Origin of the sequence: Streptococcus mitis, assembly GCF_003942685.1 — a bacterium.
In the GTDB taxonomy this organism is placed as follows: Bacteria; Bacillota; Bacilli; order Lactobacillales; family Streptococcaceae; genus Streptococcus; species Streptococcus mitis_CD.
The window spans coordinates 47,502-68,941 of the sequence record NZ_RJNR01000005.1; the positions used below are offsets into that span (position 1 = coordinate 47,502).

Annotated in this window: 22 protein-coding genes; all 22 read left to right on the forward strand. The window is 39.9% G+C overall.

Going from position 1 to position 21,440, the window contains the following annotated elements; translation table 11 throughout:
* Positions 1-144: 144 nt before the first annotated feature.
* Positions 145-1,314 carry a glycoside hydrolase family 3 protein gene (locus D8855_RS05135; protein WP_125416364.1) on the forward strand — a complete coding sequence of 390 codons (1,170 nt, stop codon included), beginning with the start codon at positions 145-147 and terminating at the stop codon, positions 1,312-1,314.
* Between the two features lie 127 nt (positions 1,315-1,441).
* Positions 1,442-1,921 (forward strand): ribosome maturation factor RimP, encoded by a 480-nt coding sequence (rimP, locus tag D8855_RS05140; RefSeq protein WP_125416366.1) that lies wholly within the window; start codon positions 1,442-1,444, stop codon positions 1,919-1,921.
* A 43-nt stretch (positions 1,922-1,964) separates the two neighbouring features.
* Positions 1,965-3,101: a transcription termination factor NusA gene (nusA, locus tag D8855_RS05145; protein ID WP_000032285.1), complete on the forward strand. Its 1,137-nt coding sequence runs from the start codon at positions 1,965-1,967 to the stop codon at positions 3,099-3,101.
* A gap of 21 nt (positions 3,102-3,122) precedes the next feature.
* Complete coding sequence (gene rnpM, locus D8855_RS05150; protein ID WP_000857557.1) at positions 3,123-3,416, forward strand: RNase P modulator RnpM; 294 nt, start codon at positions 3,123-3,125, stop codon at positions 3,414-3,416.
* Positions 3,409-3,708: a YlxQ-related RNA-binding protein gene (locus D8855_RS05155; protein ID WP_001041392.1), complete on the forward strand. Its 300-nt coding sequence runs from the start codon at positions 3,409-3,411 to the stop codon at positions 3,706-3,708. The genes rnpM and D8855_RS05155 overlap by 8 nt, the downstream gene beginning before the upstream one ends.
* 16 nt (positions 3,709-3,724) lie before the next feature.
* Entirely contained in the window at positions 3,725-6,544 is a 2,820-nt protein-coding gene (gene infB / locus D8855_RS05160; RefSeq protein ID WP_125416368.1) for a translation initiation factor IF-2, read from the forward strand.
* 251 nt (positions 6,545-6,795) lie between these two features.
* On the forward strand, positions 6,796-7,146 hold the full coding sequence (rbfA, locus tag D8855_RS05165) for a 30S ribosome-binding factor RbfA (RefSeq protein WP_001273601.1): 351 nt from the start codon (positions 6,796-6,798) through the stop codon (positions 7,144-7,146).
* A gap of 170 nt (positions 7,147-7,316) precedes the next feature.
* On the forward strand, positions 7,317-7,820 hold the full coding sequence (locus tag D8855_RS05170) for a hypothetical protein (RefSeq protein ID WP_001067003.1): 504 nt from the start codon (positions 7,317-7,319) through the stop codon (positions 7,818-7,820).
* A gap of 20 nt (positions 7,821-7,840) precedes the next feature.
* Entirely contained in the window at positions 7,841-8,398 is a 558-nt protein-coding gene (locus D8855_RS05175) for a C1 domain-containing protein (protein WP_053090677.1), read from the forward strand.
* Positions 8,399-8,410: 12 nt separating this feature from the next.
* Positions 8,411-9,520 carry an SPFH domain-containing protein gene (locus tag D8855_RS05180; RefSeq protein WP_125416369.1) on the forward strand — a complete coding sequence of 370 codons (1,110 nt, stop codon included), beginning with the start codon at positions 8,411-8,413 and terminating at the stop codon, positions 9,518-9,520.
* Positions 9,521-9,822: 302 nt separating this feature from the next.
* Complete coding sequence (locus D8855_RS05185) at positions 9,823-10,602, forward strand: hypothetical protein (protein ID WP_125416371.1); 780 nt, start codon at positions 9,823-9,825, stop codon at positions 10,600-10,602.
* Between the two features lies 1 nt (position 10,603).
* Complete coding sequence (locus tag D8855_RS05190) at positions 10,604-10,786, forward strand: hypothetical protein (protein WP_064276265.1); 183 nt, start codon at positions 10,604-10,606, stop codon at positions 10,784-10,786.
* Positions 10,787-11,115: 329 nt separating this feature from the next.
* Entirely contained in the window at positions 11,116-11,349 is a 234-nt protein-coding gene (locus tag D8855_RS05195; protein ID WP_000368739.1) for a DUF1858 domain-containing protein, read from the forward strand.
* Positions 11,349-12,683, forward strand: coding sequence for a DUF438 domain-containing protein (locus tag D8855_RS05200; protein ID WP_125416373.1), 1,335 nt, complete (start codon positions 11,349-11,351; stop codon positions 12,681-12,683). The genes D8855_RS05195 and D8855_RS05200 overlap by 1 nt, the downstream gene beginning before the upstream one ends.
* A 9-nt stretch (positions 12,684-12,692) precedes the next feature.
* Positions 12,693-12,947: a DUF1912 family protein gene (locus D8855_RS05205; protein ID WP_000119707.1), complete on the forward strand. Its 255-nt coding sequence runs from the start codon at positions 12,693-12,695 to the stop codon at positions 12,945-12,947.
* Positions 12,948-13,042: 95 nt separating this feature from the next.
* Positions 13,043-13,438, forward strand: coding sequence for a helix-hairpin-helix domain-containing protein (locus D8855_RS05210; RefSeq protein ID WP_000038635.1), 396 nt, complete (start codon positions 13,043-13,045; stop codon positions 13,436-13,438).
* Between the two features lie 283 nt (positions 13,439-13,721).
* Complete coding sequence (locus D8855_RS05215; RefSeq protein ID WP_125416375.1) at positions 13,722-14,300, forward strand: flavin reductase family protein; 579 nt, start codon at positions 13,722-13,724, stop codon at positions 14,298-14,300.
* Complete coding sequence (locus tag D8855_RS05220) at positions 14,287-14,847, forward strand: GNAT family N-acetyltransferase (RefSeq protein ID WP_125416377.1); 561 nt, start codon at positions 14,287-14,289, stop codon at positions 14,845-14,847. The genes D8855_RS05215 and D8855_RS05220 overlap by 14 nt, the downstream gene beginning before the upstream one ends.
* Positions 14,847-15,425 carry a DEAD/DEAH box helicase family protein gene (locus D8855_RS05225; RefSeq protein ID WP_125416379.1) on the forward strand — a complete coding sequence of 193 codons (579 nt, stop codon included), beginning with the start codon at positions 14,847-14,849 and terminating at the stop codon, positions 15,423-15,425. The genes D8855_RS05220 and D8855_RS05225 overlap by 1 nt, the downstream gene beginning before the upstream one ends.
* The gene (locus D8855_RS05230; RefSeq protein WP_125416381.1) at positions 15,418-18,069 is read left to right on the forward strand and encodes a valine--tRNA ligase; all 2,652 of its coding nucleotides are present in this window, start codon (positions 15,418-15,420) and stop codon (positions 18,067-18,069) included. The genes D8855_RS05225 and D8855_RS05230 overlap by 8 nt, the downstream gene beginning before the upstream one ends.
* Before the next feature lie 75 nt (positions 18,070-18,144).
* Positions 18,145-19,308 (forward strand): DNA cytosine methyltransferase, encoded by a 1,164-nt coding sequence (locus D8855_RS05235; RefSeq protein ID WP_125416383.1) that lies wholly within the window; start codon positions 18,145-18,147, stop codon positions 19,306-19,308.
* A gap of 78 nt (positions 19,309-19,386) precedes the next feature.
* On the forward strand, positions 19,387-21,438 hold the full coding sequence (locus D8855_RS05240) for an ATP-binding protein (RefSeq protein WP_247930554.1): 2,052 nt from the start codon (positions 19,387-19,389) through the stop codon (positions 21,436-21,438).
* Positions 21,439-21,440 lie beyond the last annotated feature (2 nt).

Below are 21,440 nucleotides of genomic sequence, written 5' to 3' on the forward strand. Positions count from 1 at the left end.
TGCATTCAAAAGTAAAACGAATCATATATTTCAAGGATTTAGTTCTGTATTGCACAGAATTAGGTCCTTTTAGTTTAATTTTAAAACAGGTGGTTTTTGCTAAGTGTGTATTTGTAGCCAGATAAGTGGTATAATGGAAAGGTTATGAGAAATCGTATAAATCCTCTTGTATTCTATCTTTTCTTTTTTCTTGTGATAGTTGGTTTGATTTTTTCTGATTATCAACAACATAGACAAGTAGAGGTGCAAGCAGAAAAAGAGGTTCAAATAGAAAAAACTGAAACAACTATTGAAACCAGTGAAGGAGAGGAAAATAAGGTTATCGAAGATAGATTGGTCACGATGACCTTGGAAGAGAAAGTGGGACAATTATTTTGGGCTAGAGTTCCTTCTAATCATCAGATAGAAGATCTTCAATCCTATCATTTGTCTGGTTATATCTTATTCGGAAGAGATTTTGAGGGACGAAGCATAGAGGATTTAAAGGCTTTGACAAAGGACTACCAAGCTGCTGCAAAGATTCCTTTATTGATTGGTTCAGATGAAGAAGGTGGGACAGTGACTCGTATCAGTTCGATTTTAGAAACTCCTTTCCAATCTCCTATGGCACTTTATCAGCAAGGGGGAATGGAGGCGGTGCTTTCTGATACGAAGCAAAAGGCAGAACTTCTAAAATCTGTTGGCATCAATGCTGGCCTTTTCCCGGTTGCGGATCTTGCAAGGAATCAATCAGCCTTTATCTATAATCGGACTATTGGACAAGATGCCCAAACAACTGCAAGTTATGTTCAACAGGTCGTAGAAGAACTTAAAAAGAGTAAGGTTGGGTCAACTTTGAAACATTTTCCAGGATATGGGGATAATGGAGACAGTCATACTGCTATTATCCAAGACAACCGTTTTTTAGATGAATTGAGACAAGCAGACTTTCTTCCCTTTCAAGCTGGGATAGATGCAGGGGCGGATAGTGTCTTAGTCTCTCACAATATCTTATCTAAAATTGACACAGTGCCATCATCTATCTCACCGAAAATCACTGACCTTCTGCGGAAGGAACTGCATTTCAAAGGTGTTATTATGACAGATGATTTTGATATGGCAGGATTAGCCGATTTTGTCAGTCAGGACGAGGCTGCTTTTCAAGTGATTGTAGCTGGAAATGACCTGATTCTAGGGTCTTCATATCAAACCCAGATCCCTTATTTATTAAAGAAAATTTCCTCTGGAGAGTTGACAGAAGAACGTATTGATGAGTCTGTGAGACGCATTTTAACTTGGAAATACGACTTGGGATTATTAGGAGCGGCCCAGTAAGTCTTGTAAGCCTAGGCAAAAAGCTTCAAGGTTAAATCCTTGCAGGTTAGCTTGATTTGTGTTATACTTGTAGTAAGAATATGAAAAGTGAGGCGGGGAAATATCTTCGCCTCTTGCTTATGAGGAGGTGGACGTAATCGCAACAATCATAGAATTAGTCAGAGAAGTTGTAGAACCTGTCATAGAAGCTCCTTTCGAACTTGTGGATATCGAGTATGGAAAGATTGGCAGTGACATGATTCTCAGTATTTTTGTAGATAAACCTGAAGGAATTACCTTGAACGACACGGCAGACTTGACAGAAATTATCAGTCCTGTCCTAGACACCATCAAGCCAGATCCCTTCCCAGAACAATATTTCCTAGAAATTACCAGTCCAGGCTTGGAACGTCCTTTGAAAACCAAGGATGCCGTAGCTGGAGCGGTTGGAAAATACATTCATGTCGGGCTCTACCAAGCCATCGATAAGCAAAAGGTCTTTGAAGGAACCTTGGTGGCCTTCGAAGAGGACGAGTTGACTATGGAATATATGGACAAGACGCGTAAGAAAACCGTCCAAATTCCATACAGTTTAGTATCAAAAGCACGTTTAGCAGTTAAATTATAGAAAAAGAAAGGATAGCTTTTGAGGATTCAAAAGTGAAGAAAACATGAGTAAAGAAATGCTAGAGGCCTTCCGCATTTTGGAAGAAGACAAGGGAATCAAAAAAGAAGACATCATCGACGCAGTAGTAGAGTCGCTTCGTTCCGCTTATCGCAGACGCTATGGTCAATCAGATAGCGTAGCTATTGACTTTAACGAAAAAACAGGAGACTTTACAGTTTATACTGTTCGTGAAGTTGTTGATGAAGTATTTGATAGCCGTTTGGAAATCAGCTTGAAAGATGCTCTTGCCATTAATTCAGCCTATGAACTTGGTGACAAAATCAAGTTTGAAGAAGCACCTGCTGAGTTTGGTCGTGTAGCAGCCCAATCTGCCAAACAAACCATCATGGAAAAAATGCGTAAGCAAACACGTGCCATCACTTACAATACTTACAAAGAACATGAGCAAGAAATCATGTCTGGTACAGTAGAACGCTTTGACAACCGCTTTATCTATGTCAACCTCGGCAGCATCGAAGCCCAATTGTCAAAACAAGACCAAATTCCTGGAGAAGTTTTTGCTTCGCATGATCGTATCGAAGTCTATGTTTACAAGGTTGAAGACAACCCTCGTGGTGTCAACGTCTTTGTTAGTCGTAGCCATCCAGAAATGATCAAACGCTTGATGGAGCAAGAAATTCCAGAAGTTTATGATGGAACTGTTGAAATCATGAGCGTGGCCCGTGAAGCTGGTGACCGTACTAAGGTTGCAGTTCGTAGCCATAATCCAAACGTGGACGCTATCGGTACAATCGTTGGACGCGGTGGTGCTAACATCAAGAAAATCACTAGCAAATTCCACCCAGCTCGCTACGATGCCAAGAGCGACCGTATGGTCCCAATCGAAGAAAACATCGACGTTATCGAGTGGGTAGCAGATCCAGCTGAATTTATCTACAATGCCATCGCTCCTGCTGAAGTTGACCAAGTTATCTTTGACGAAAATGACAGCAAACGTGCCTTGGTGGTTGTTCCTGATAACAAGCTTTCTCTTGCTATCGGTCGTCGTGGACAAAACGTTCGCTTGGCAGCTCACTTGACTGGTTACCGTATCGATATCAAGTCTGCTAGCGAATTTGAAGCCATGGAAGAAGCTGGTTCGGTAGATTTGGAAGCAGAAAACGATACTGTAGAAGAATAAAAGCTGCTAGAGGAGGGAAAGATGAAAACGAGAAAAATCCCTTTGCGCAAGTCTGTTGTGTCCAATGAAGTGATTGATAAGCGGGATTTGCTCCGCATTGTCAAGAACAAAGAAGGACAAGTCTTTATCGATCCGACAGGCAAGGCCAATGGCCGTGGCGCTTATATCAAGCTAGACAATGCAGAAGCCCTAGAGGCTAAAAAGAAGAAGGTCTTTAACCGCAGCTTTGACATGGAAGTGGAAGAAAGCTTTTATGATGAGTTGATTGCTTATGTGGATCACAAAGTAAAAAGAAGAGAGTTAGGACTTGAATAAGCAAAAGATAAGCAATCTCTTGGGACTTGCTCAACGAGCAGGACGTATCATATCGGGTGAAGAATTGGTGGTCAAGGCCATTCAAGACGGCAAGGCTAAGATGGTCTTTCTAGCCCATGATGCTGGACCCAATCTGACCAAGAAGATTCAAGATAAAAGTCATTATTATCAAGTAGAAATTGTAACCGTGTTTTCAACACTGGAATTAAGCATAGCAGTCGGGAAATCGAGAAAGGTTTTGGCTGTAACAGATGCTGGATTTACAAAGAAAATGAGGTCTCTTATGGAATAGAAGAGGAGGACATGATTTGTCTAAGAAAAGATTGTACGAAATCGCAAAAGAACTTGGAAAAGAAAGTAAAGAAGTTGTAGCGCGTGCAAAAGAGTTGGGCTTGGATGTGAAAAGCCACTCATCAAGTGTGGAAGAAGCTGTCGCTGCAAAAATCACTGCCAGCTTTAAGCCTGCAGCTGCTCCGAAAGAAGAAGCAAAACCTGCAGTACCGAAAGCAAGTGCAGAAAAGAAAGCCGAAAAATCTGAACCAGCTAAACCAGCTAAACCAGCTAAACCAGCTAAACCAGCTGTAGCTAAGGAAGAGGCAAAACCTACTGAGCCAGTCGCTCCTAAAACAGAAAAAGTAGCAACTAAACCGCAAAGCCGTAATTTCAAGGCTGAGCGTGAAGCTCGTGCCAAAGAGCAAGCAGAACGACGCAAGCAAAATAAGGGCAATAACCGTGACCAACAACAAAACGGCAACCGTCAGAAAAACGACGGTCGCAATGGTGGAAAACAAGGTCAAGGCAACCGCGACAATCGCCGTTTTAACGACCAAGCTAGGAAACAGCAAGGTCAGCAAAATCGTGGTAATGAGCGCCGTCAACAAGAGGACAAACGTCCACATCAAGCTGCTCCACGTATTGACTTTAAAGCCCGTGCAGCAGCCCTAAAAGCAGAGCAAAATGCAGAATATGCACGTTCAAGTGAGGAACGTTTCAAGCAGACTCAGGCTGCCAAAGAAGCCTTGGCCCAAGCTAACAAACGCAAGGAACCAGAGGAAATCTTTGAAGAAGCTGCTAAGTTAGCTGAACAAGCACAACAAGTTCAAGCAGTGGTTGAAACAGCTCCTGTGAAAAAAGAAGTTGCAGTGGATACACGTCGTAAGAAGCAAGCCCGACCAGACAAAGAACGCGACGATTACGATCGCGAAGAAGATGGTCCTAGAAAACAACAAAAGAATCGAAGTAGTCAAAATCAAGTGAGAAATCAAAGAAATAGTAACTGGAATAACAATAAGAAGAACAAAAAAGGCAATAACAAGAACAACCGTAATCAGACTCCAAAACCTGTTACAGAACGTAAATTCCATGAATTGCCAACAGAATTTGAATATACAGATGGTATGACCGTTGCGGAAATCGCAAAACGTATCAAACGTGAACCAGCTGAAATCGTTAAGAAACTTTTCATGATGGGTGTCATGGCCACACAAAACCAATCTTTGGATGGTGAAACAATCGAACTCCTCATGGTGGATTACGGTATCGAAGCCAAACAAAAGGTTGAAGTGGATAATGCCGACATCGAACGTTTCTTTGTCGAAGATGGTTATCTCAATGAAGATGAATTGGTTGAGCGTCCACCAGTTGTAACTATCATGGGACACGTTGACCACGGTAAAACAACACTCCTAGATACCCTTCGTAACTCTCGTGTTGCGACAGGTGAAGCAGGTGGTATCACTCAGCATATCGGTGCCTACCAAATCGTGGAAAATGGTAAGAAGATTACCTTCCTTGATACACCAGGACACGCGGCCTTTACATCTATGCGTGCGCGCGGTGCTTCTGTTACCGATATTACGATCTTGGTCGTAGCGGCAGATGACGGGGTTATGCCTCAGACTATCGAAGCCATTAACCACTCAAAAGCGGCCAACGTTCCAATCATCGTAGCCATTAACAAGATTGATAAACCAGGTGCCAACCCAGAACGTGTTATCGGTGAATTGGCAGAGCATGGAGTTATGTCAACCGCTTGGGGTGGAGATTCTGAATTTGTTGAAATCTCGGCTAAATTTAACCAAAACATCGAAGAATTATTGGAAACAGTCCTTCTTGTGGCTGAAATCCAAGAACTCAAGGCAGACCCAACAGTTCGTGCTATCGGTACAGTTATCGAAGCGCGCTTGGATAAAGGAAAAGGAGCGGTCGCAACCCTTCTTGTTCAACAAGGTACCTTGAATGTTCAAGACCCAATCGTTGTCGGAAATACCTTCGGTCGTGTTCGTGCTATGACCAATGATCTTGGTCGTCGTGTTAAGGTTGCTGGACCATCAACACCAGTCTCAATCACAGGTTTGAACGAAGCTCCAATGGCGGGTGACCACTTTGCCGTTTACGAAGATGAAAAATCTGCACGTGCAGCAGGTGAAGAACGTGCTAAACGTGCCCTTATGAAACAACGTCAAGCTACTCAACGTGTTAGCCTTGAAAACCTCTTTGATACCCTTAAAGCTGGTGAACTCAAGTCAGTTAACGTTATCATCAAGGCCGACGTACAAGGTTCTGTTGAAGCCCTTTCTGCCTCACTTCAGAAAATCGATGTAGAAGGTGTTAAAGTTACCATTGTTCACTCAGCGGTCGGTGCCATCAACGAATCTGACGTGACTCTTGCCGAAGCTTCAAATGCCTTTATCGTTGGTTTCAACGTACGCCCTACACCACAAGCTCGTCAACAAGCTGAAGCTGACGATGTGGAAATCCGTCTCCACAGCATTATCTACAAGGTTATCGAAGAGATGGAAGAAGCCATGAAAGGGATGCTTGATCCAGAATTCGAAGAAAAAGTTATCGGTGAAGCAGTTATTCGTGAAACCTTCAAGGTGTCTAAAGTGGGAACTATCGGTGGATTCATGGTTATCAACGGTAAGGTTACCCGCGATTCTAAAGTCCGTGTAATCCGTGACGGTGTCGTTATCTATGACGGCGAACTTGCAAGCTTGAAACACTACAAAGACGACGTGAAAGAAGTGACTAACGGTCGTGAAGGTGGATTAATGATCGATGGCTATAATGATATCAAGATGGATGATGTGATTGAGGCCTATGTCATGGAAGAAATCAAGAGATAAGATTTTTTGCTCCTTTCTTAGGTGGTGAGGGACGCAAGCAAACCGATGGTTTCATTGCTTATTTTTGAGCCTAGGGTCTCAAAAATCCCCTGTGATGGGACTGATAAATCAGTTCCATAACTTTCACCACGGCGAAAGAAGCAGATGATTTCAAATTGAACTTCGTTTCAATTTGAACTGAAAATCAATAAGTTTAAAAATAGCTAGGTCTGCTGGCCTAGCTTTTGGTTCAAAGTAGAGAAAGGAATATCATGGCAAATCATTTCCGTACGGATCGTGTGGGCATGGAAATCAAGCGTGAAGTCAATGAGATTTTGCAAAAGAAAGTCCGTGATCCGCGTGTCCAAGGTGTGACCATCACAGATGTTCAGATGCTAGGTGACTTGTCTGTTGCCAAGGTTTACTACACCATTTTGAGTAACCTTGCTTCAGATAATCAAAAAGCTCAAATCGGGCTTGAAAAAGCAACTGGTACTATCAAACGTGAACTTGGTCGCAATTTGAAATTGTACAAAATCCCAGATTTGACTTTCGTCAAAGACGAATCCATCGAATATGGAAACAAGATTGACGAAATGCTACGCAATCTGGATAAAAACTAAAGAAGAGGGGCAACCCTCTTTTTTGGTGGAGGAAAATATGTGGCATTTGAAATGGAAAAATATTCTTTTAACTAGAATTCTGTATTTTTAAAGGTTAGCTAAATAGAAAATGCTTTTTTTTTTTAGCAAATATGATATGATGATTTCATAAATAAAAGGAGATTTTATCAATGAATAATGTAAAAAAAGTTTGTCGTTTAGCTTTGCTATGTCTTTCCGTCTCTACTCTAGTTGCTTGTAGTTCTCTTTCTGAAAAAACAAGTAGCTCTTCTAGTGAGAATCAAACAGAAGCTTCATCTAGTAGTTCTGAGAAGAAAGGGTTGTTTGCTAAAGCAAAAGAAAAACTCAGTTCAAGCGATTTTAACCCACAAGATGTTAGCGATACGACAATTGAGTCTATAAAAACCTATGAAGATTACTTGATTATGAATGAGAAAATAATCGATAATTACTATACAGAAGCAGACGAAGCCTTTAAAGGGACTGTTTTAGAAGATAGTGCTGCTATCCAAGAACTGAAAGATAGCACTAAAAAAGAGATGGAAGATCTGAAAAAACAATATGGTCCACTCAAGAAAGCACCGATTCAAGGAAAAGAAGAAGTGATTAAGACTCTAAAAGATTATCGTGATAATCTACATGAACAAGTGGAGCAGTGGAAAGCTAGTCTTTAATAGGAAGAGTGGAGTTCAATATGGATTATCAATTATTGCCACATGAATACATGGTTATGAATAGTGACCATGTGAGTTTTGGGAAAAATGGTTTGGCTACAGATGAATTAATTTTAACGAATCTACACTTAATACATATCAAAAAAAGTTTTTGGGGAGGGAAAAAAGACCAGGTTACCATTCCTATTAACCAGATTAAAATTTTTGAAGGGAAACCTCAAGTTTCAGTAACCAAAACCAATGGTATGAAACGGTTGGAAATTTATTATAATGGCGGGCAAGCTATCTTTTCATTTAATAATACTAAGGATACTGACAAGTGGGCTAGAAACATTATTAAATTGATTTCAGGTGATACAAGTAATTTTGAAACCTTGGGAGATAGTAGCTTGTTTGGAGCAGATGTTTTGGCAGAAACATTTAAGGATACATTTGACACTTTTAAAGCAGGGCTTGGGATTAAGGATGCAGAGCCAGAAAAGATTTCAACCAAGTGTAGCTTTTGTGGAGCACCTTTGTCAGGTCAAGTGAAGCAAACAGTGAGATGTGCCTATTGTGATATGGAGCAAAGTTTATAAGGGGGCAATTAAATGGGGTTGATAAAAGCAATCACAGATTCTATTGGTGGGACATTTGCAGATCGGTGGAAAGAAATTATCACAGTTCATGCTTTTGATGAACATACAGCTGTAAGTCCCGGTATTGTTCAAGAAAGTAATAATGGTAGGGGTGTCAATACGAAGGGATCTGCAGGTGTTATTTCCAACGGATCCAAGATTTTTATTCCAGAAAATACTGCAGCCTTTATCTTTAGTCAGTCTGGTATCGAGGAAATTATTACAGAACCAGGTGGATATGAATATCAAAATGGTGAGAGCAGTGTTTTTAACGGTGATGGATTGAAAAAGTCACTGTTTGACAATGTTGTTAATCGTGTTGGATTCGGTGGTCAAAGTGATCAGCAAAAACAGATTTGTTTTGTTAATTTGAGAGAAATTCGTGATATTAAATTTGGAACTCGTGGTCCAGTCATGTATAATGATTTGTTTTATGGTACAGATTTAGAAGTACGTGCTTTTGGAACATTTTCTATCCAAATTACAGATGCTAAGCAATTTATCAGAAACTTTCTTCCTGCCAATGTGACTTATTATACTTTTGATAGCGCTCAAGCTAGATCACAAATAGTGACAGAGTTTCTCCAATCTTTTATTGTTGCACTCAATTCTTTGTCAACAACTTATCGTATTTCACAATTGCCGTCACAAGCTTCAATTCTTGCAACCCAAGTATCGAATGATGGACAGTATGCAGGGACTTGGAAAGAACGTTTTGGATTTGAGATTGTAAAAGTTGCCATTGCTAATATTGAGTTCTCACCAGAATCTAAGGAATTGGTTAAACAATTTTCATCAAATAAGATGAATTTAAAGGCTTATGATGATGTATCGCAGAAAGCTTCTAATATTGCAGCACAACAAAAAATTGCATCAGGAGTGGAGCAACATGGTCTAGGTGATGGTGCAGGGATGATTTTTGGTATGAATATGGCACAAGGTTTAGATGAAAAAGCAATGAAACCAAGTTTATCATTAGATGAACAAATCGAAGCCCTTACAAAACTAAAATCTCTTTTAGATGCTGGGATACTATCTCAGGAAGAGTTTGATCGAAAGAAAAAAGAAATTATGGATTTATAAAATGAGACTCGAAAGTTCATAGTTAGTACGTATTCAAGGGACATTCTAGGTAAAACAACAATAGACTATCGTTCATAGATAGAATATCAAGTTGTAAAGGTAGAGTTGAATATTCGAGTTGTCTCTACAAAGGCTATTAAGGTTCTTTAACAAATAAGTTGCCAAGGATTTTGATTTTGTGTATTGGACTATTTATCTAAAAAAATAAGGGGTTTTGAAAACTTTTGAGGGGAATTTGAAACATACGTTAAAAGAGTATACTATCATAGACTATAACTTACAGAAGTAAAAGGAGTTTGTATATGGCTGAACAAGAGTTAGCTATGCAAGTATTGCAACAAGTGGTAAAATTACCAGTTGTTAAGGTTGATCGTTCGAAATTTTTAGTGGATAAGTTTTCCAAAGAATTGGATCCACAGGACATTCCTACCTTATTAGAACAAGGCCCAACGTCTCTCTTATCTCAAGAAACCTTAGATAGAGTGGCTAATGCCTGCATTAGGGATAATGTTTTATTGGCGAGTGGAACCTCTGTTTTGGCAGGATTACCTGGAGGGATTGCTATGGCAATTACCATTCCAGCTGATGTGGCTCAATTTTATGGTTTCTCTCTGAAATTGGCTCAAGAATTAGGTTATATTTATGGTTATGAGGATCTTTGGGCTTCACGCGAGGAGTTGAGTGAAGATGCTCAAAATACCCTCTTGCTTTATCTAGGTGTAATGTTGGGAGTAAATGGAACCGCTGCCTTGCTACGTGCTGGTGGTATAACAATTGCTAAACAGGTAATGAAAACAGTACCTAATAAAGCTTTAACAAAGACGATTTGGTACCCTATTTTGAAAAAAGTCTTAAAAATATTTGGTGTGAATCTGACCAAGGGAGGGCTGGCTAAAGGAATGGGAAAATTCATTCCTATCTTGGGTGGTATCATTTCAGGTGGTTTAACCTTTGCAACTATGAAACCGATGGGGGAAAGCTTGCAGAAAGAATTGTCCAAACTAGTCAACTATAGTGAAGTTCAATATCAAGAAGATGTTGAAACAATCCGAAAAGAGGCTGAAATCATCGAAGGAGAGTAAAATGGGACTCATAAAAACTCTTGCTAAAACTTACGGGAATTACTTTTTGACCATGCAAGGTGTAAAAGTAATGAAAACGATAAAGAAAGATGACCATGCCGTTGTCGGTCTAGGGAAACTCTTTATTGCAGACAAGTTAATGGATACGGCTCGTTGGCTCATCAAGCCAGAGGATAAAAAATGAAATTTTTCTGGGGACTTCTTGCCATTATTTTTATCAAACCGATTATTGGAATTGTGAAATTCCTGTGGATGATCATCTCTTTTGCAGTCCAATTGTTGCTTTACAAGATAGTATTTAAGCTATTGGATTGGCTCTTTAAACTTATCTAGATGGTAATCCAAGTCGCAGAGAACTAGCAGGAACTCCACTGCTAGTTTTTTAATCTCTCTCCATATGGTAATCCAAGTCGCAGAGAACTAGCAGGAACTACACTGCTAGTTTTTTAATCTCTCTCCATATGGTATAATATAAGCAGTAAAATCATTTTAGAACATACAATGGAGGTCGTCATGGATAATATCATCGATGTGTCAATTCCTGTTGCAGAAGTGGTGGATAAGCATCCAGAAGTCTTGGAAATTCTAGTCGAGCTTGGTTTTAAACCCCTTGCCAATCCCTTGATGCGCAATACAGTTGGTCGTAAGGTATCGCTCAAACAGGGTTCTAAGCTGGAAGGAACTCCTATGGACAAGATTGTCCGCACACTGGAAGCAAATGGCTACGAAGTGATTGGATTAGACTAATGGCAGATGAACGGATTCATGTCCTACGGGATATTTTGTTAGAATTGCATAATGGCGCCTCTCCTGAGTCGGTTCAGGAGCGCTTTGATGCGACCTTTACAGGTGTTTCGGCCATCGAGATTTCCCTTATGGAGCACGAGCTGATGAACTCAGACTCAGGTGTCACCTTTGAAGATGTTATGGAACTCTGCGATGTCCATGCCAATCTTTTTAAAAATGCTGTTAAGGGTGTCGAAGTTGCAGATACCGAGCATCCTGGTCACCCAGTTCGTGTCTTTAAGGAAGAAAATCTGGCTCTCCGTGCAGCTTTAATTCGCATTCGGAGATTGTTAGATACCTATGAGTCTATGGAAGATGAGGAAATGCTGGCGGAGATGCGTAAGGGCTTGGTGCGTCAGATGGGACTTATAGGTCAATTTGACATCCACTACCAGCGCAAGGAAGAGCTCTTTTTCCCCATCATGGAGCGCTATGGTCACGATTCACCTCCTAAAGTTATGTGGGGAGTGGATGACCAGATCAGGGAACTCTTTCAAACAGCTTTAGCGACAGCCAAGTCACTACCAGAAGTGCCGATTTCCACTGTAAAGGAAGATTTTGAAGCCTTTGCGACAGAGTTTGAAAGTATGATTTTCAAGGAAGAGTCCATCCTTCTTATGATTCTCCTTGAATCCTTTACTCAGGATGACTGGCTTCAGATTGCGGAGGAGAGCGATGCCTATGGCTATGCTATCATCCGTCCGTCAGAAAAATGGGTGCCAGAACGTCAAAGTTTTGTTGAGGAAAAGAGTGCAGAGGAGTCTATACAGCTAGATACGGCAGAAGGTCAAGTTCAACAAGTTATCGATACGCCAGAAGGGCAGTTTACCATTACCTTTACCCCTAAGGAAAAGGAAGCAGTGATGGACCGTCATAGTCAACAGGCTTTTGGGAATGGCTATCTTTCAGTCGAGCAGGCTAATCTCATCCTCAATCACCTCCCTATGGAGATTACCTTTGTCAATAAAGACGATATTTTCCAGTATTACAATGACAATACGCCGGCTGATGAGATGATTTTCAAACGGACGCCGTCCCAAGTTGGGCGCAATGTTGAACTTTGTCATCCACCTAAGTACTTGGACAAGGTCAAGACTATCATGAAGGGGCTTCGTGAAGGTACTAAGGATAAGTATGAAATGTGGTTCAAGTCGGAGTCGCGAGGTAAGTTTGTTCACATCACCTATGCAGCAGTGCACGATGAAGATGGGGAATTCCAAGGTGTGTTGGAATACGTTCAGGATATCCAGCCCTACCGTGAGATTGACACGGACTATTTCCGTGGATTAGAATAAGGAGAAAAAATGAGTTACGAACAAGAATTTATGAAGGAATTTGAAGCCTGGGTCAATACCCAGATTATGATCAACGACATGGCACACAAGGAAAGCCAAAAAGTCTACGAAGAAGACCAAGACGAGCGTGCCAAAGATGCCATGATTCGTTACGAAAGCCGTTTGGATGCCTATCAGTTCTTACTTGGTAAGTTTGAAAACTTCAAGGCAGGTAAGGGATTCCATGATTTACCAGAGGGATTGTTTGGTGAGCGAAATTATTAAACGAGAAAGGTTCTTGATTTTTCACCAAAATCTTGATAGAATATTTATATTAAATCCTTGTCAGAACAGGGGTTTTTTATTGAAAGGATTTTATCATGTCAAAGAAACTCAATCGTAAAAAACAATTACGAAATAGCCTCCGTCGCGCAGGTGCCTTTTCAAGTACTGTGACTAAGGTTGTAGAAGAGACAAAGAAAGTCGTGAAACGTGCAGAGCAGTCAGCAAGCCAAGCTGGTAAGGCTGTTTCTAAAAAAGTTGAACAAGCCGTAGAAGCTACCAAAGAGCAAGCTCAAAAAGTAGCCAATTCTGTAGAAGATTTTGCAGCAAATTTGGGTGGGCTTCCACTTGATCGTGCTAAGACTTTCTATGATGAAGGCATCAAGTCTGCGTCAGATTTTAAAAACTGGACTGAAAAAGAACTCCTTGCCTTGAAAGGAATCGGCCCAGCTACCATCAAGAAATTGAAAGAAAATGGCATCAAGTTCAAGTAATCTTTCTTGTGCCTTGCATTTCCATCAAAATCTTGCTACAATAGAGCCATTAGAGGTGTTTTGAATCCCACGTTTTACAGAAAGTGGCGGTGCTGAGAAGTCCACAAATGTGTCAAAACTAGTTGCTAATGGATGAAAAATTGAAATAAAAGTGTCTTTTTGTTTTAAAGACGAGAGTTGCGGGCAACTGCCCGAAATTGGGTGGTACCGCGGATAAATACATTCGTCCCTGTCATGTAGATGGCAGGGCTTTTCTTTTGTGTCTTAGTCAAAGGAGGTTGTTATGAAACAATCATTTAAAACTAATAAACTATACTATGGCTTTCCTGTTTTTATTTTAGGATATCAAGATCAGAATTTTGGCTATAACATCACGACCTGTAGTTCTTCTTATAGTCTAGGAGATTGGATTGTGATTGGAGTCGTTGCGAAAGAGAATGCCGCAGAGCAGATTAAGCATTATCAGCAGTTCACCGTGAATATCCCTGATGAAAATCTCATGCTCGAGATGGAGCAGGCTGGTTTTATCAGTCATCAGGAGAAATTGGAACGTTTGGGAGTGCATTATGAAATTTCTGAACGAACTCAGGCACCAATTTTAGAGGATTGTCCAGTCGTTTTGGATTGTCAGGTAGATCGGATTATCGAGGAAGATGGAATCTGCCATATCTTTGCTAAGATTGTTGAGCGACTTGTTGACCCAGAACTTTTGGATGAAAAGGGGCATTTTAGAAATGAACTGTTTGCCCCAACATATTTCATGGGAGATGGATATCAGCGCGTCTATCGTTATCTGGACAAGCGTGTAGATATTAAGGGGAGCTTCATCAAAAAAGCGAGGTATAAGGATGACAAGAACTGAACTGCCAGAACGATTAGAAACAGAACGGTTAGTTTTACGAGTCCGCACCGTGGCTGATGCCGAGGATATCTTTGACTATGCTAGTCGTCCAGAAGTCGCCTATCCAGCAGGCTTTCCTCCCGTCAAGACCTTGGAAGATGAGGTTTACTATCTAGAGCATATCCTTCCCGAACGCAATCAAAAGGAAAATCTCCCAGCTGGCTATGGGATTGTCGTCAAAGGAACCGATAAAGTCATTGGTTCTGTTGACTTCAACCACCGCCATGAAGATGATGTGCTAGAGCTTGGCTATACCTTGCATCCAGACTATTGGGGTCGAGGCTATGTACCAGAAGCAGCGCTTGCCTTGATTGACTTAGCCTTTAAAGATTTGGATCTTCACAAGATTGAACTGACTTGTTTTGGATACAATGTCCAAAGTCAACGAGTCGCAGAGAAGCTTGGATTTACCCTCGAAGCTCGAATAAGAGACAGAAAGGATGTTCAAGGAAACCGCTGTGACAGTCTGATATATGGTTTGCTGAGAAGTGAGTGGGAGGTGATTTGATGCATCTTTTCATCATTGGTGCTCCAGCCTCAGGAAAAATTACGATTGGTCAAGAACTGTCTCGACTGACGGATGCTACCCTATTTTATAACCATCAAGCCATCGATTTTGCACTAGAAATCTATCAGGATTATACAGAGGAGATGTGGGAATTTGTTCGTGGAATTACCTTTTCTTTCCTTGGAGCAAGTGCAAGAAATCAGCGATCAGTAATTTTAACAGACGTAATTGATTTTTCAAATCAGTACCAGCTGATGTATTTGAAGCAAATTCAAGATTTGTTGAATGACTATCATCAAGAGATTCTTTTTGTTGAATTGGAAACAAGCCTTGAAGAACGCTTACATAGAAATCGAACGGAGAACCGGTTGAAGCACAAACCCTTGAAACGACATATTGAGGTATCTGAAAGAGAAATTTTAGAGACCGCTGAAACACTTCAATTAAATTCCCAGCATCAACTGAATGAGTTGCACCACTACTTTAAAATAAATAATACGAATTTGTCTGCAGAAGAAGCTGCTAAGCAGATTCAAGATAAAATGAATACAATAGAGAAAGGACACACACATGTCTAAAGAACTTTCACCTAAATACAATCCAGCCGAGGTTGAGGCTGGTCGTTACCAAAAATGGCTTGATGCTGATGTTTTCAAGCCTTCAGGCGATCAAAAAGCTAAGCCTTATTCAATCGTGATTCCACCACCAAACGTAACTGGTAAGCTTCACCTTGGTCACGCTTGGGATACGACTCTTCAAGATATCATCATCCGTCAAAAACGTATGCAAGGTTTTGATACGCTTTGGCTTCCTGGTATGGACCACGCGGGGATTGCCACTCAGGCTAAGGTTGAGGAGCGTTTGCGTGGAGAAGGCATTACACGTTATGACCTCGGTCGTGAGAAATTCCTCGACAAGGTCTGGGAATGGAAAGATGAATACGCAACGACCATCAAGGAACAATGGGGCAAGATGGGTCTTTCTGTAGACTACTCTCGCGAGCGTTTCACTCTTGACGAAGGTCTGTCAAAAGCCGTTCGCAAGGTCTTTGTGGACCTTTACAAGAAAGGCTGGATTTATCGTGGTGAGTTTATCATCAACTGGGACCCAGCTGCTCGCACAGCCCTTTCTGATATCGAAGTTATCCACAAGGACGTAGAAGGTGCCTTCTACCACATGAACTACATGCTGGAAGACGGTTCACGCGCCCTTGAAGTTGCTACAACTCGTCCTGAGACCATGTTTGGGGACGTTGCTGTTGCGGTCAATCCAGAAGACCCACGCTACAAGGATTTGATTGGTAAAAATGTTATTCTTCCAATCGCTAATAAATTGATCCCAATCGTTGGGGATGAGCACGCAGATCCTGAGTTTGGTACTGGTGTCGTGAAAATCACGCCTGCCCATGATCCAAATGACTTCTTGGTTGGTCAACGCCATAATTTGCCCCAAGTAAACGTGATGAACGACGACGGAACCATGAACGACTTGGCCTTTGAATTTGCAGGCATGGACCGTTTTGAAGCTCGTAAGGCAGTCGTTGCTAAGTTGGAAGAAATCGGTGCCCTTGTTAAAATCGAAAAACGTGTCCACAGTGTTGGTCACTCAGAACGTACTGGTGTAGTGGTTGAACCACGCTTGTCTACACAATGGTTCGTTAAGATGGACCAATTGGCCAAAAATGCTATTGCCAACCAAGACACAGAGGACAAGGTAGAATTCTACCCACCTCGTTTCAATGATACCTTCCTCCAATGGATGGAAAATGTCCACGACTGGGTCATCTCTCGTCAGCTCTGGTGGGGCCACCAAATCCCTGCTTGGTACAATGCTGAGGGAGAAATGTACGTCGGTGAAGAAGCTCCAGAAGGTGACGGTTGGACACAAGATGAAGACGTCTTGGATACATGGTTCAGTTCTGCTCTTTGGCCATTCTCAACCATGGGCTGGCCGGATGTCGACTCAGAGGACTTCAAACGTTACTTCCCAACTTCAACCTTGGTAACAGGTTACGACATCATCTTTTTCTGGGTGTCTCGTATGATCTTCCAATCCTTGGAATTCACTGGCCGTCAACCATTCCAAAATGTCCTTATCCACGGTCTCATCCGTGACGAGCAAGGACGCAAGATGTCTAAATCTCTCGGTAACGGGATTGACCCGATGGATGTCATCGAGAAATATGGTGCCGATGCCCTTCGTTGGTTCCTTTCAAACGGTTCTGCGCCAGGCCAAGACGTGCGCTTCTCTTACGAGAAAATGGATGCCTCATGGAACTTCATTAACAAGATCTGGAACATCTCTCGCTACATCCTCATGAACAATGAAGGTTTGACCCTTGAGCAAGGAACTGCCAATGTCGAAAAAGTGGTCAACAAGGAAGCTGGAAATGTCACTGACCGCTGGATTCTCCACAACCTCAATGAAACTATCGGCAAAGTCACTGAAAACTTTGACAAGTTTGAGTTTGGTGTAGCTGGACATATCCTCTACAACTTCATTTGGGACGAGTTTGCGGACTGGTACGTTGAATTGACTAAGGAAGTCCTTTATAGCGACAACGAAGAAGAGAAAGTCATCACACGTTCTGTTCTCCTTTACACTCTGGACAAGATCCTTCGTCTCCTCCACCCAATCATGCCATTCGTGACAGAGGAAATCTTTGGACAAATCTCAGAAGGCTCTATCGTTACAGCAGAATACCCAACTGTCAACCCAGCCTTTGAAGACCTCGCTGCTCACACAGGTGTAGAGAGCCTCAAAGACTTGATCCGTGCCGTTCGTAATGCGCGTGCGGAAGTAAACGTAGCACCAAGCAAGCCTATCACCATCCTTGTCAAGACAAGCGATAGCGACCTGGAAGCCTTCTTTAACAGCAATGTCAACTACATCAAACGCTTCACAAATCCAGAACACTTGGAAATCGCATCAACCATCCCTACACCTGAACTCGCTATGTCAAGCGTCATCACAGGAGCAGAAATCTACTTGCCACTGGCAGACCTCCTCAATGTCGAAGAAGAACTAGCTCGTCTCGACAAGGAACTGGCTAAATGGCAAAAAGAACTGGACATGGTCGGCAAGAAGCTCTCTAACGAACGCTTCGTAGCCAATGCCAAACCAGAAGTCGTCCAAAAAGAACGCGACAAACAAGCCGACTACCAAGCCAAATACGACGCGACAATTGCACGTATTGATGAGATGAAGAAGTTGGTGAAATAAACTATAAACCTCGGCAATTTGCTGGGGTTTTTGGTATAATGGAAAATGAGAATATTTTTTGAAAAAGGGTAAGAAATGATAGAAGTTGTAGATTTATTTTCTGGTGCTGGAGGATTGACTTTTGGCTTTCAGAAGACAATTAAAAATAATAAATTTGTTTCCAGAAATGACTTTAACATTAGATTTGCAAATGAATTCAATCATGATGCAGCAGAAGCTTTCAGACAAAATTATCCTAGAGTTACTATGATTGAGGAAGACATTGCTAATATAGATGAACAATTTTTAAAATCCAAAGGAATCAGTTCAAAAAGAGTTGATATAGTTATTGGTGGCCCACCTTGTCAGTCCTTTAGTACGGTTGGCAAGAGACAGTATGATAAGAGAGCAAAAATGTATCGTGAATATAGAAGGATACTTTCATTTATCCAACCTAAAATGTTTGTTTTTGAAAATGTTTATGGTTTGCTAACCATGAAAAACGAGCAAAATGGCCCAATTATTCGAAATGTAAAAGAAAGTTTTAAAGATTTATCTAGCTTTGGAGATGTTCATGGATATAGCGTTTATACAGAATTACTTAATGCTAAGGATTACGGTGTTCCACAAAATAGAGAACGCGTCTTTTTGATTGGTGTAAGAAATGATTTAAATATTGAGTTTGAATGGAGTTTTCCAGAAAAGTGTACTTCTGAAAATCCCTTCAATTTAAGAGATGCTATTGGAGATTTACCTAGTTTAGGAAATAATGACAGAGCGGACCAATATGTGCAAGATCCACAAACAGATTATCAAATTTTAATGAGAGGTAATCAAGAACAATTATTTAATCATGTAAGTCGTAATCATGGACAAAGATTGCAGAAAATTATGGCTGCACTTAAGGAAGGACAAGGTAAGAATGATATAAATAGAATGGTAGAAGATGGATTGTTAGATAGAGCACTTTATTTAACCTCAGGATATAGTAATACTTACGGTAGATTGTGGTGGGATAGACCTTCAACGACCATAACAAACAATTTATCAACACCATCTTCCTTACGGTGCATTCATCCCAGTCAAAATAGAGCTTTGACTGCAAGGGAAGGTGCAAGAATACAGTCTTTTCCAGATAATTATAAGTTTGTCGGAGGTCTACAAGCAATTAATACCCAGATTGGTAATGCTGTTCCTCCTATTTTGAGTATTCATCTGGCTAATAGAATAAAGAAATTTTTCGAGGAAAATAAATTATAAAGGCGTTTAATTATGATAGAAACTAACAGTATCCCGTTTAACTTCTCTTATTTTGCTTTGAACTTGTTAGGAAAGCAAATGTATACTAATAATTGGAGTGCAATATCTGAATTAATAGCTAATGGTTTAGATGCTGGTGCAACAAATGTTAAGCTCTATATAGAATCTATTGATAAATCGAAATCAACCTTAGAAATTTTAGATAATGGTAGTGGAATGAGCTATGTTGATTTATCTACTAAATACGCATTGATTGGGAGAAACAGACGCTTATCGAAAGAAGAGTCATCTGAGAAGACAAAGGGAAGAAAAGGTATAGGAAAATTAGCAACGTTATTTTTGTCAAAAAAATATTATATAGTTTCTAAAAAAGGAGGAATTGAAACAGCGTGGATGCTAGACTCTACAAACGCATCTGATAGTGATATTCCTGAATTAATTCGTGTTGATATTAATGATGTGTCTATTGAAAATAAAAGTGTTTGGGATTCATTCGAATCAGGAACTTTAATAAAATCAGTTGGAGTTGATTTGACTGGATTTGCAGAGGGAAAGTTGGATTCTTTGAAGATGACTTTAGCTAACTATTATTTGTTAAACAATATTGGTGCAGTTATCGAAGTGGCTTACAAGACTAAATCAAAACAGAAGATAGAATTTTCAAAAGTTTCTAAAATAATTGGATTTAAAAATTTGTATGCTTTTTTTCAAACTTCTGATGGTATCGTTGAAAACGAATTGTTAAATGACTCAGTGAAAATAAACGCAGATTTAAAGGAAGTATCCAACAAGTTACGTCAGGTAAAGAAATTAAGTCCATCAGACGTTACTAAAATAAATTTGAAAGGAAAGAGAAATTTTTTAACTATACACGGAATAACCAAAGAGTTTGATTATGAATTGACTGGTTGGATAGGAATTCATAGTACAATTATTATGACGGAAGCAGCTGAAAATACAAAAGATGATCCCACTAATAGATTTATAAGGAATGATGTTTACAAGGCTAATCAGCTAAGACTTTATGTCAGAGATAAATTAGCAGTATCAAATTTTATGCCGCAGTTAAATAACACACAAGCCTTCAGTAACTATATTGAAGGGGAAATCTCATTTGATATTTTAGACAATGATTGTTTGGAAGATATTTCAACTTCAAATCGTGAAGGATTATCAGGAAATGATGAAAGAATAACTTTATTGATTGAGTTGCTAAAACCAATTGTCAATAAGTTGATAAATGAGCGTGTTAATATTGGTACTGTAGTCCGTAAGGAAGTTGAAAAGATTAGACAAGAAGAGAAGGAGAAAATAGAAAGAAAAGAACAACTTGCAGAGGAAAAAAGAAAGCAAGCAGAAGAAAATAAAAAAATTGCAGAACAGCAACGTCAGGAGGCTGAGTTAGCTAGAAAATTGGCAGAGACAAAACAGAAAGAAGCAGAAATAGCTAGAGACGTAGCAGAGGAGGAAAGTAAAAGAAAGGATGTTTTAATTGGAAGCAATAATTCTGCGCAACAAAATTTGTTGGCTCATGAATTAACTGGAGTGTATAAAAACATAGATTCAGTAAATAAAAAAATTGTTGCAGATTTTAAATCGACAGATGATTTTGAACGAGTGAGCGAGTATGTTGTTAGTCTAAAAAAATCTTCTGGAAAATTATTTACAATAAAAAATCAAGTACTCAAATTAAATACTTCTGAAGTAAAAGGAAGGAAATACATTAATGTCAAAAGTTATATAAAGAGTTACTTAAACAGTCTTTCTTATAAAAATTTAGAGATTATAATTGATTTTTCAAATAATCCTCATACTTCCAGAGTACATATTTTTGATTTAGGTATGATACTAGATAATTTTATTATAAATGCTATGGATCAACTAGCAGATAAAATTATATTTAAATTCATCGATGAAGAAAATAAATTAGTTATATCTTCTAATAAGCCATTATCTTCTGAAATAGTCAATAAGGACGATATTTTTAGATTAGGATTTACTACTAAAGAGAATGGAACAGGAGTTGGGATGTATATAATTAAACAAACTTGTAAAAAATTTAAATGGGAAATTAATGTGGTTTCAAATACGGAAGAAACAAGCTTTATAATTGAATTAGGTGATAATTAGAA

Coding starts and splice junctions, on each gene's coding strand:
- D8855_RS05135 (WP_125416364.1), top strand. CDS start 145: ATGAGAAATCGTATAAATCCTCTTGTATTCTATCTTTTCTTTTTTCTT.
- nusA (WP_000032285.1), top strand. CDS start 1,965: ATGAGTAAAGAAATGCTAGAGGCCTTCCGCATTTTGGAAGAAGACAAG.
- rnpM (WP_000857557.1), top strand. CDS start 3,123: ATGAAAACGAGAAAAATCCCTTTGCGCAAGTCTGTTGTGTCCAATGAA.
- rbfA (WP_001273601.1), top strand. CDS start 6,796: ATGGCAAATCATTTCCGTACGGATCGTGTGGGCATGGAAATCAAGCGT.
- D8855_RS05170 (WP_001067003.1), top strand. CDS start 7,317: ATGAATAATGTAAAAAAAGTTTGTCGTTTAGCTTTGCTATGTCTTTCC.
- D8855_RS05175 (WP_053090677.1), top strand. CDS start 7,841: ATGGATTATCAATTATTGCCACATGAATACATGGTTATGAATAGTGAC.
- D8855_RS05180 (WP_125416369.1), top strand. CDS start 8,411: ATGGGGTTGATAAAAGCAATCACAGATTCTATTGGTGGGACATTTGCA.
- D8855_RS05185 (WP_125416371.1), top strand. CDS start 9,823: ATGGCTGAACAAGAGTTAGCTATGCAAGTATTGCAACAAGTGGTAAAA.
- D8855_RS05190 (WP_064276265.1), top strand. CDS start 10,604: ATGGGACTCATAAAAACTCTTGCTAAAACTTACGGGAATTACTTTTTG.
- D8855_RS05195 (WP_000368739.1), top strand. CDS start 11,116: ATGGATAATATCATCGATGTGTCAATTCCTGTTGCAGAAGTGGTGGAT.
- D8855_RS05200 (WP_125416373.1), top strand. CDS start 11,349: ATGGCAGATGAACGGATTCATGTCCTACGGGATATTTTGTTAGAATTG.
- D8855_RS05205 (WP_000119707.1), top strand. CDS start 12,693: ATGAGTTACGAACAAGAATTTATGAAGGAATTTGAAGCCTGGGTCAAT.
- D8855_RS05210 (WP_000038635.1), top strand. CDS start 13,043: ATGTCAAAGAAACTCAATCGTAAAAAACAATTACGAAATAGCCTCCGT.
- D8855_RS05215 (WP_125416375.1), top strand. CDS start 13,722: ATGAAACAATCATTTAAAACTAATAAACTATACTATGGCTTTCCTGTT.
- D8855_RS05220 (WP_125416377.1), top strand. CDS start 14,287: ATGACAAGAACTGAACTGCCAGAACGATTAGAAACAGAACGGTTAGTT.
- D8855_RS05225 (WP_125416379.1), top strand. CDS start 14,847: ATGCATCTTTTCATCATTGGTGCTCCAGCCTCAGGAAAAATTACGATT.
- D8855_RS05230 (WP_125416381.1), top strand. CDS start 15,418: ATGTCTAAAGAACTTTCACCTAAATACAATCCAGCCGAGGTTGAGGCT.
- D8855_RS05235 (WP_125416383.1), top strand. CDS start 18,145: ATGATAGAAGTTGTAGATTTATTTTCTGGTGCTGGAGGATTGACTTTT.
- D8855_RS05240 (WP_247930554.1), top strand. CDS start 19,387: ATGTATACTAATAATTGGAGTGCAATATCTGAATTAATAGCTAATGGT.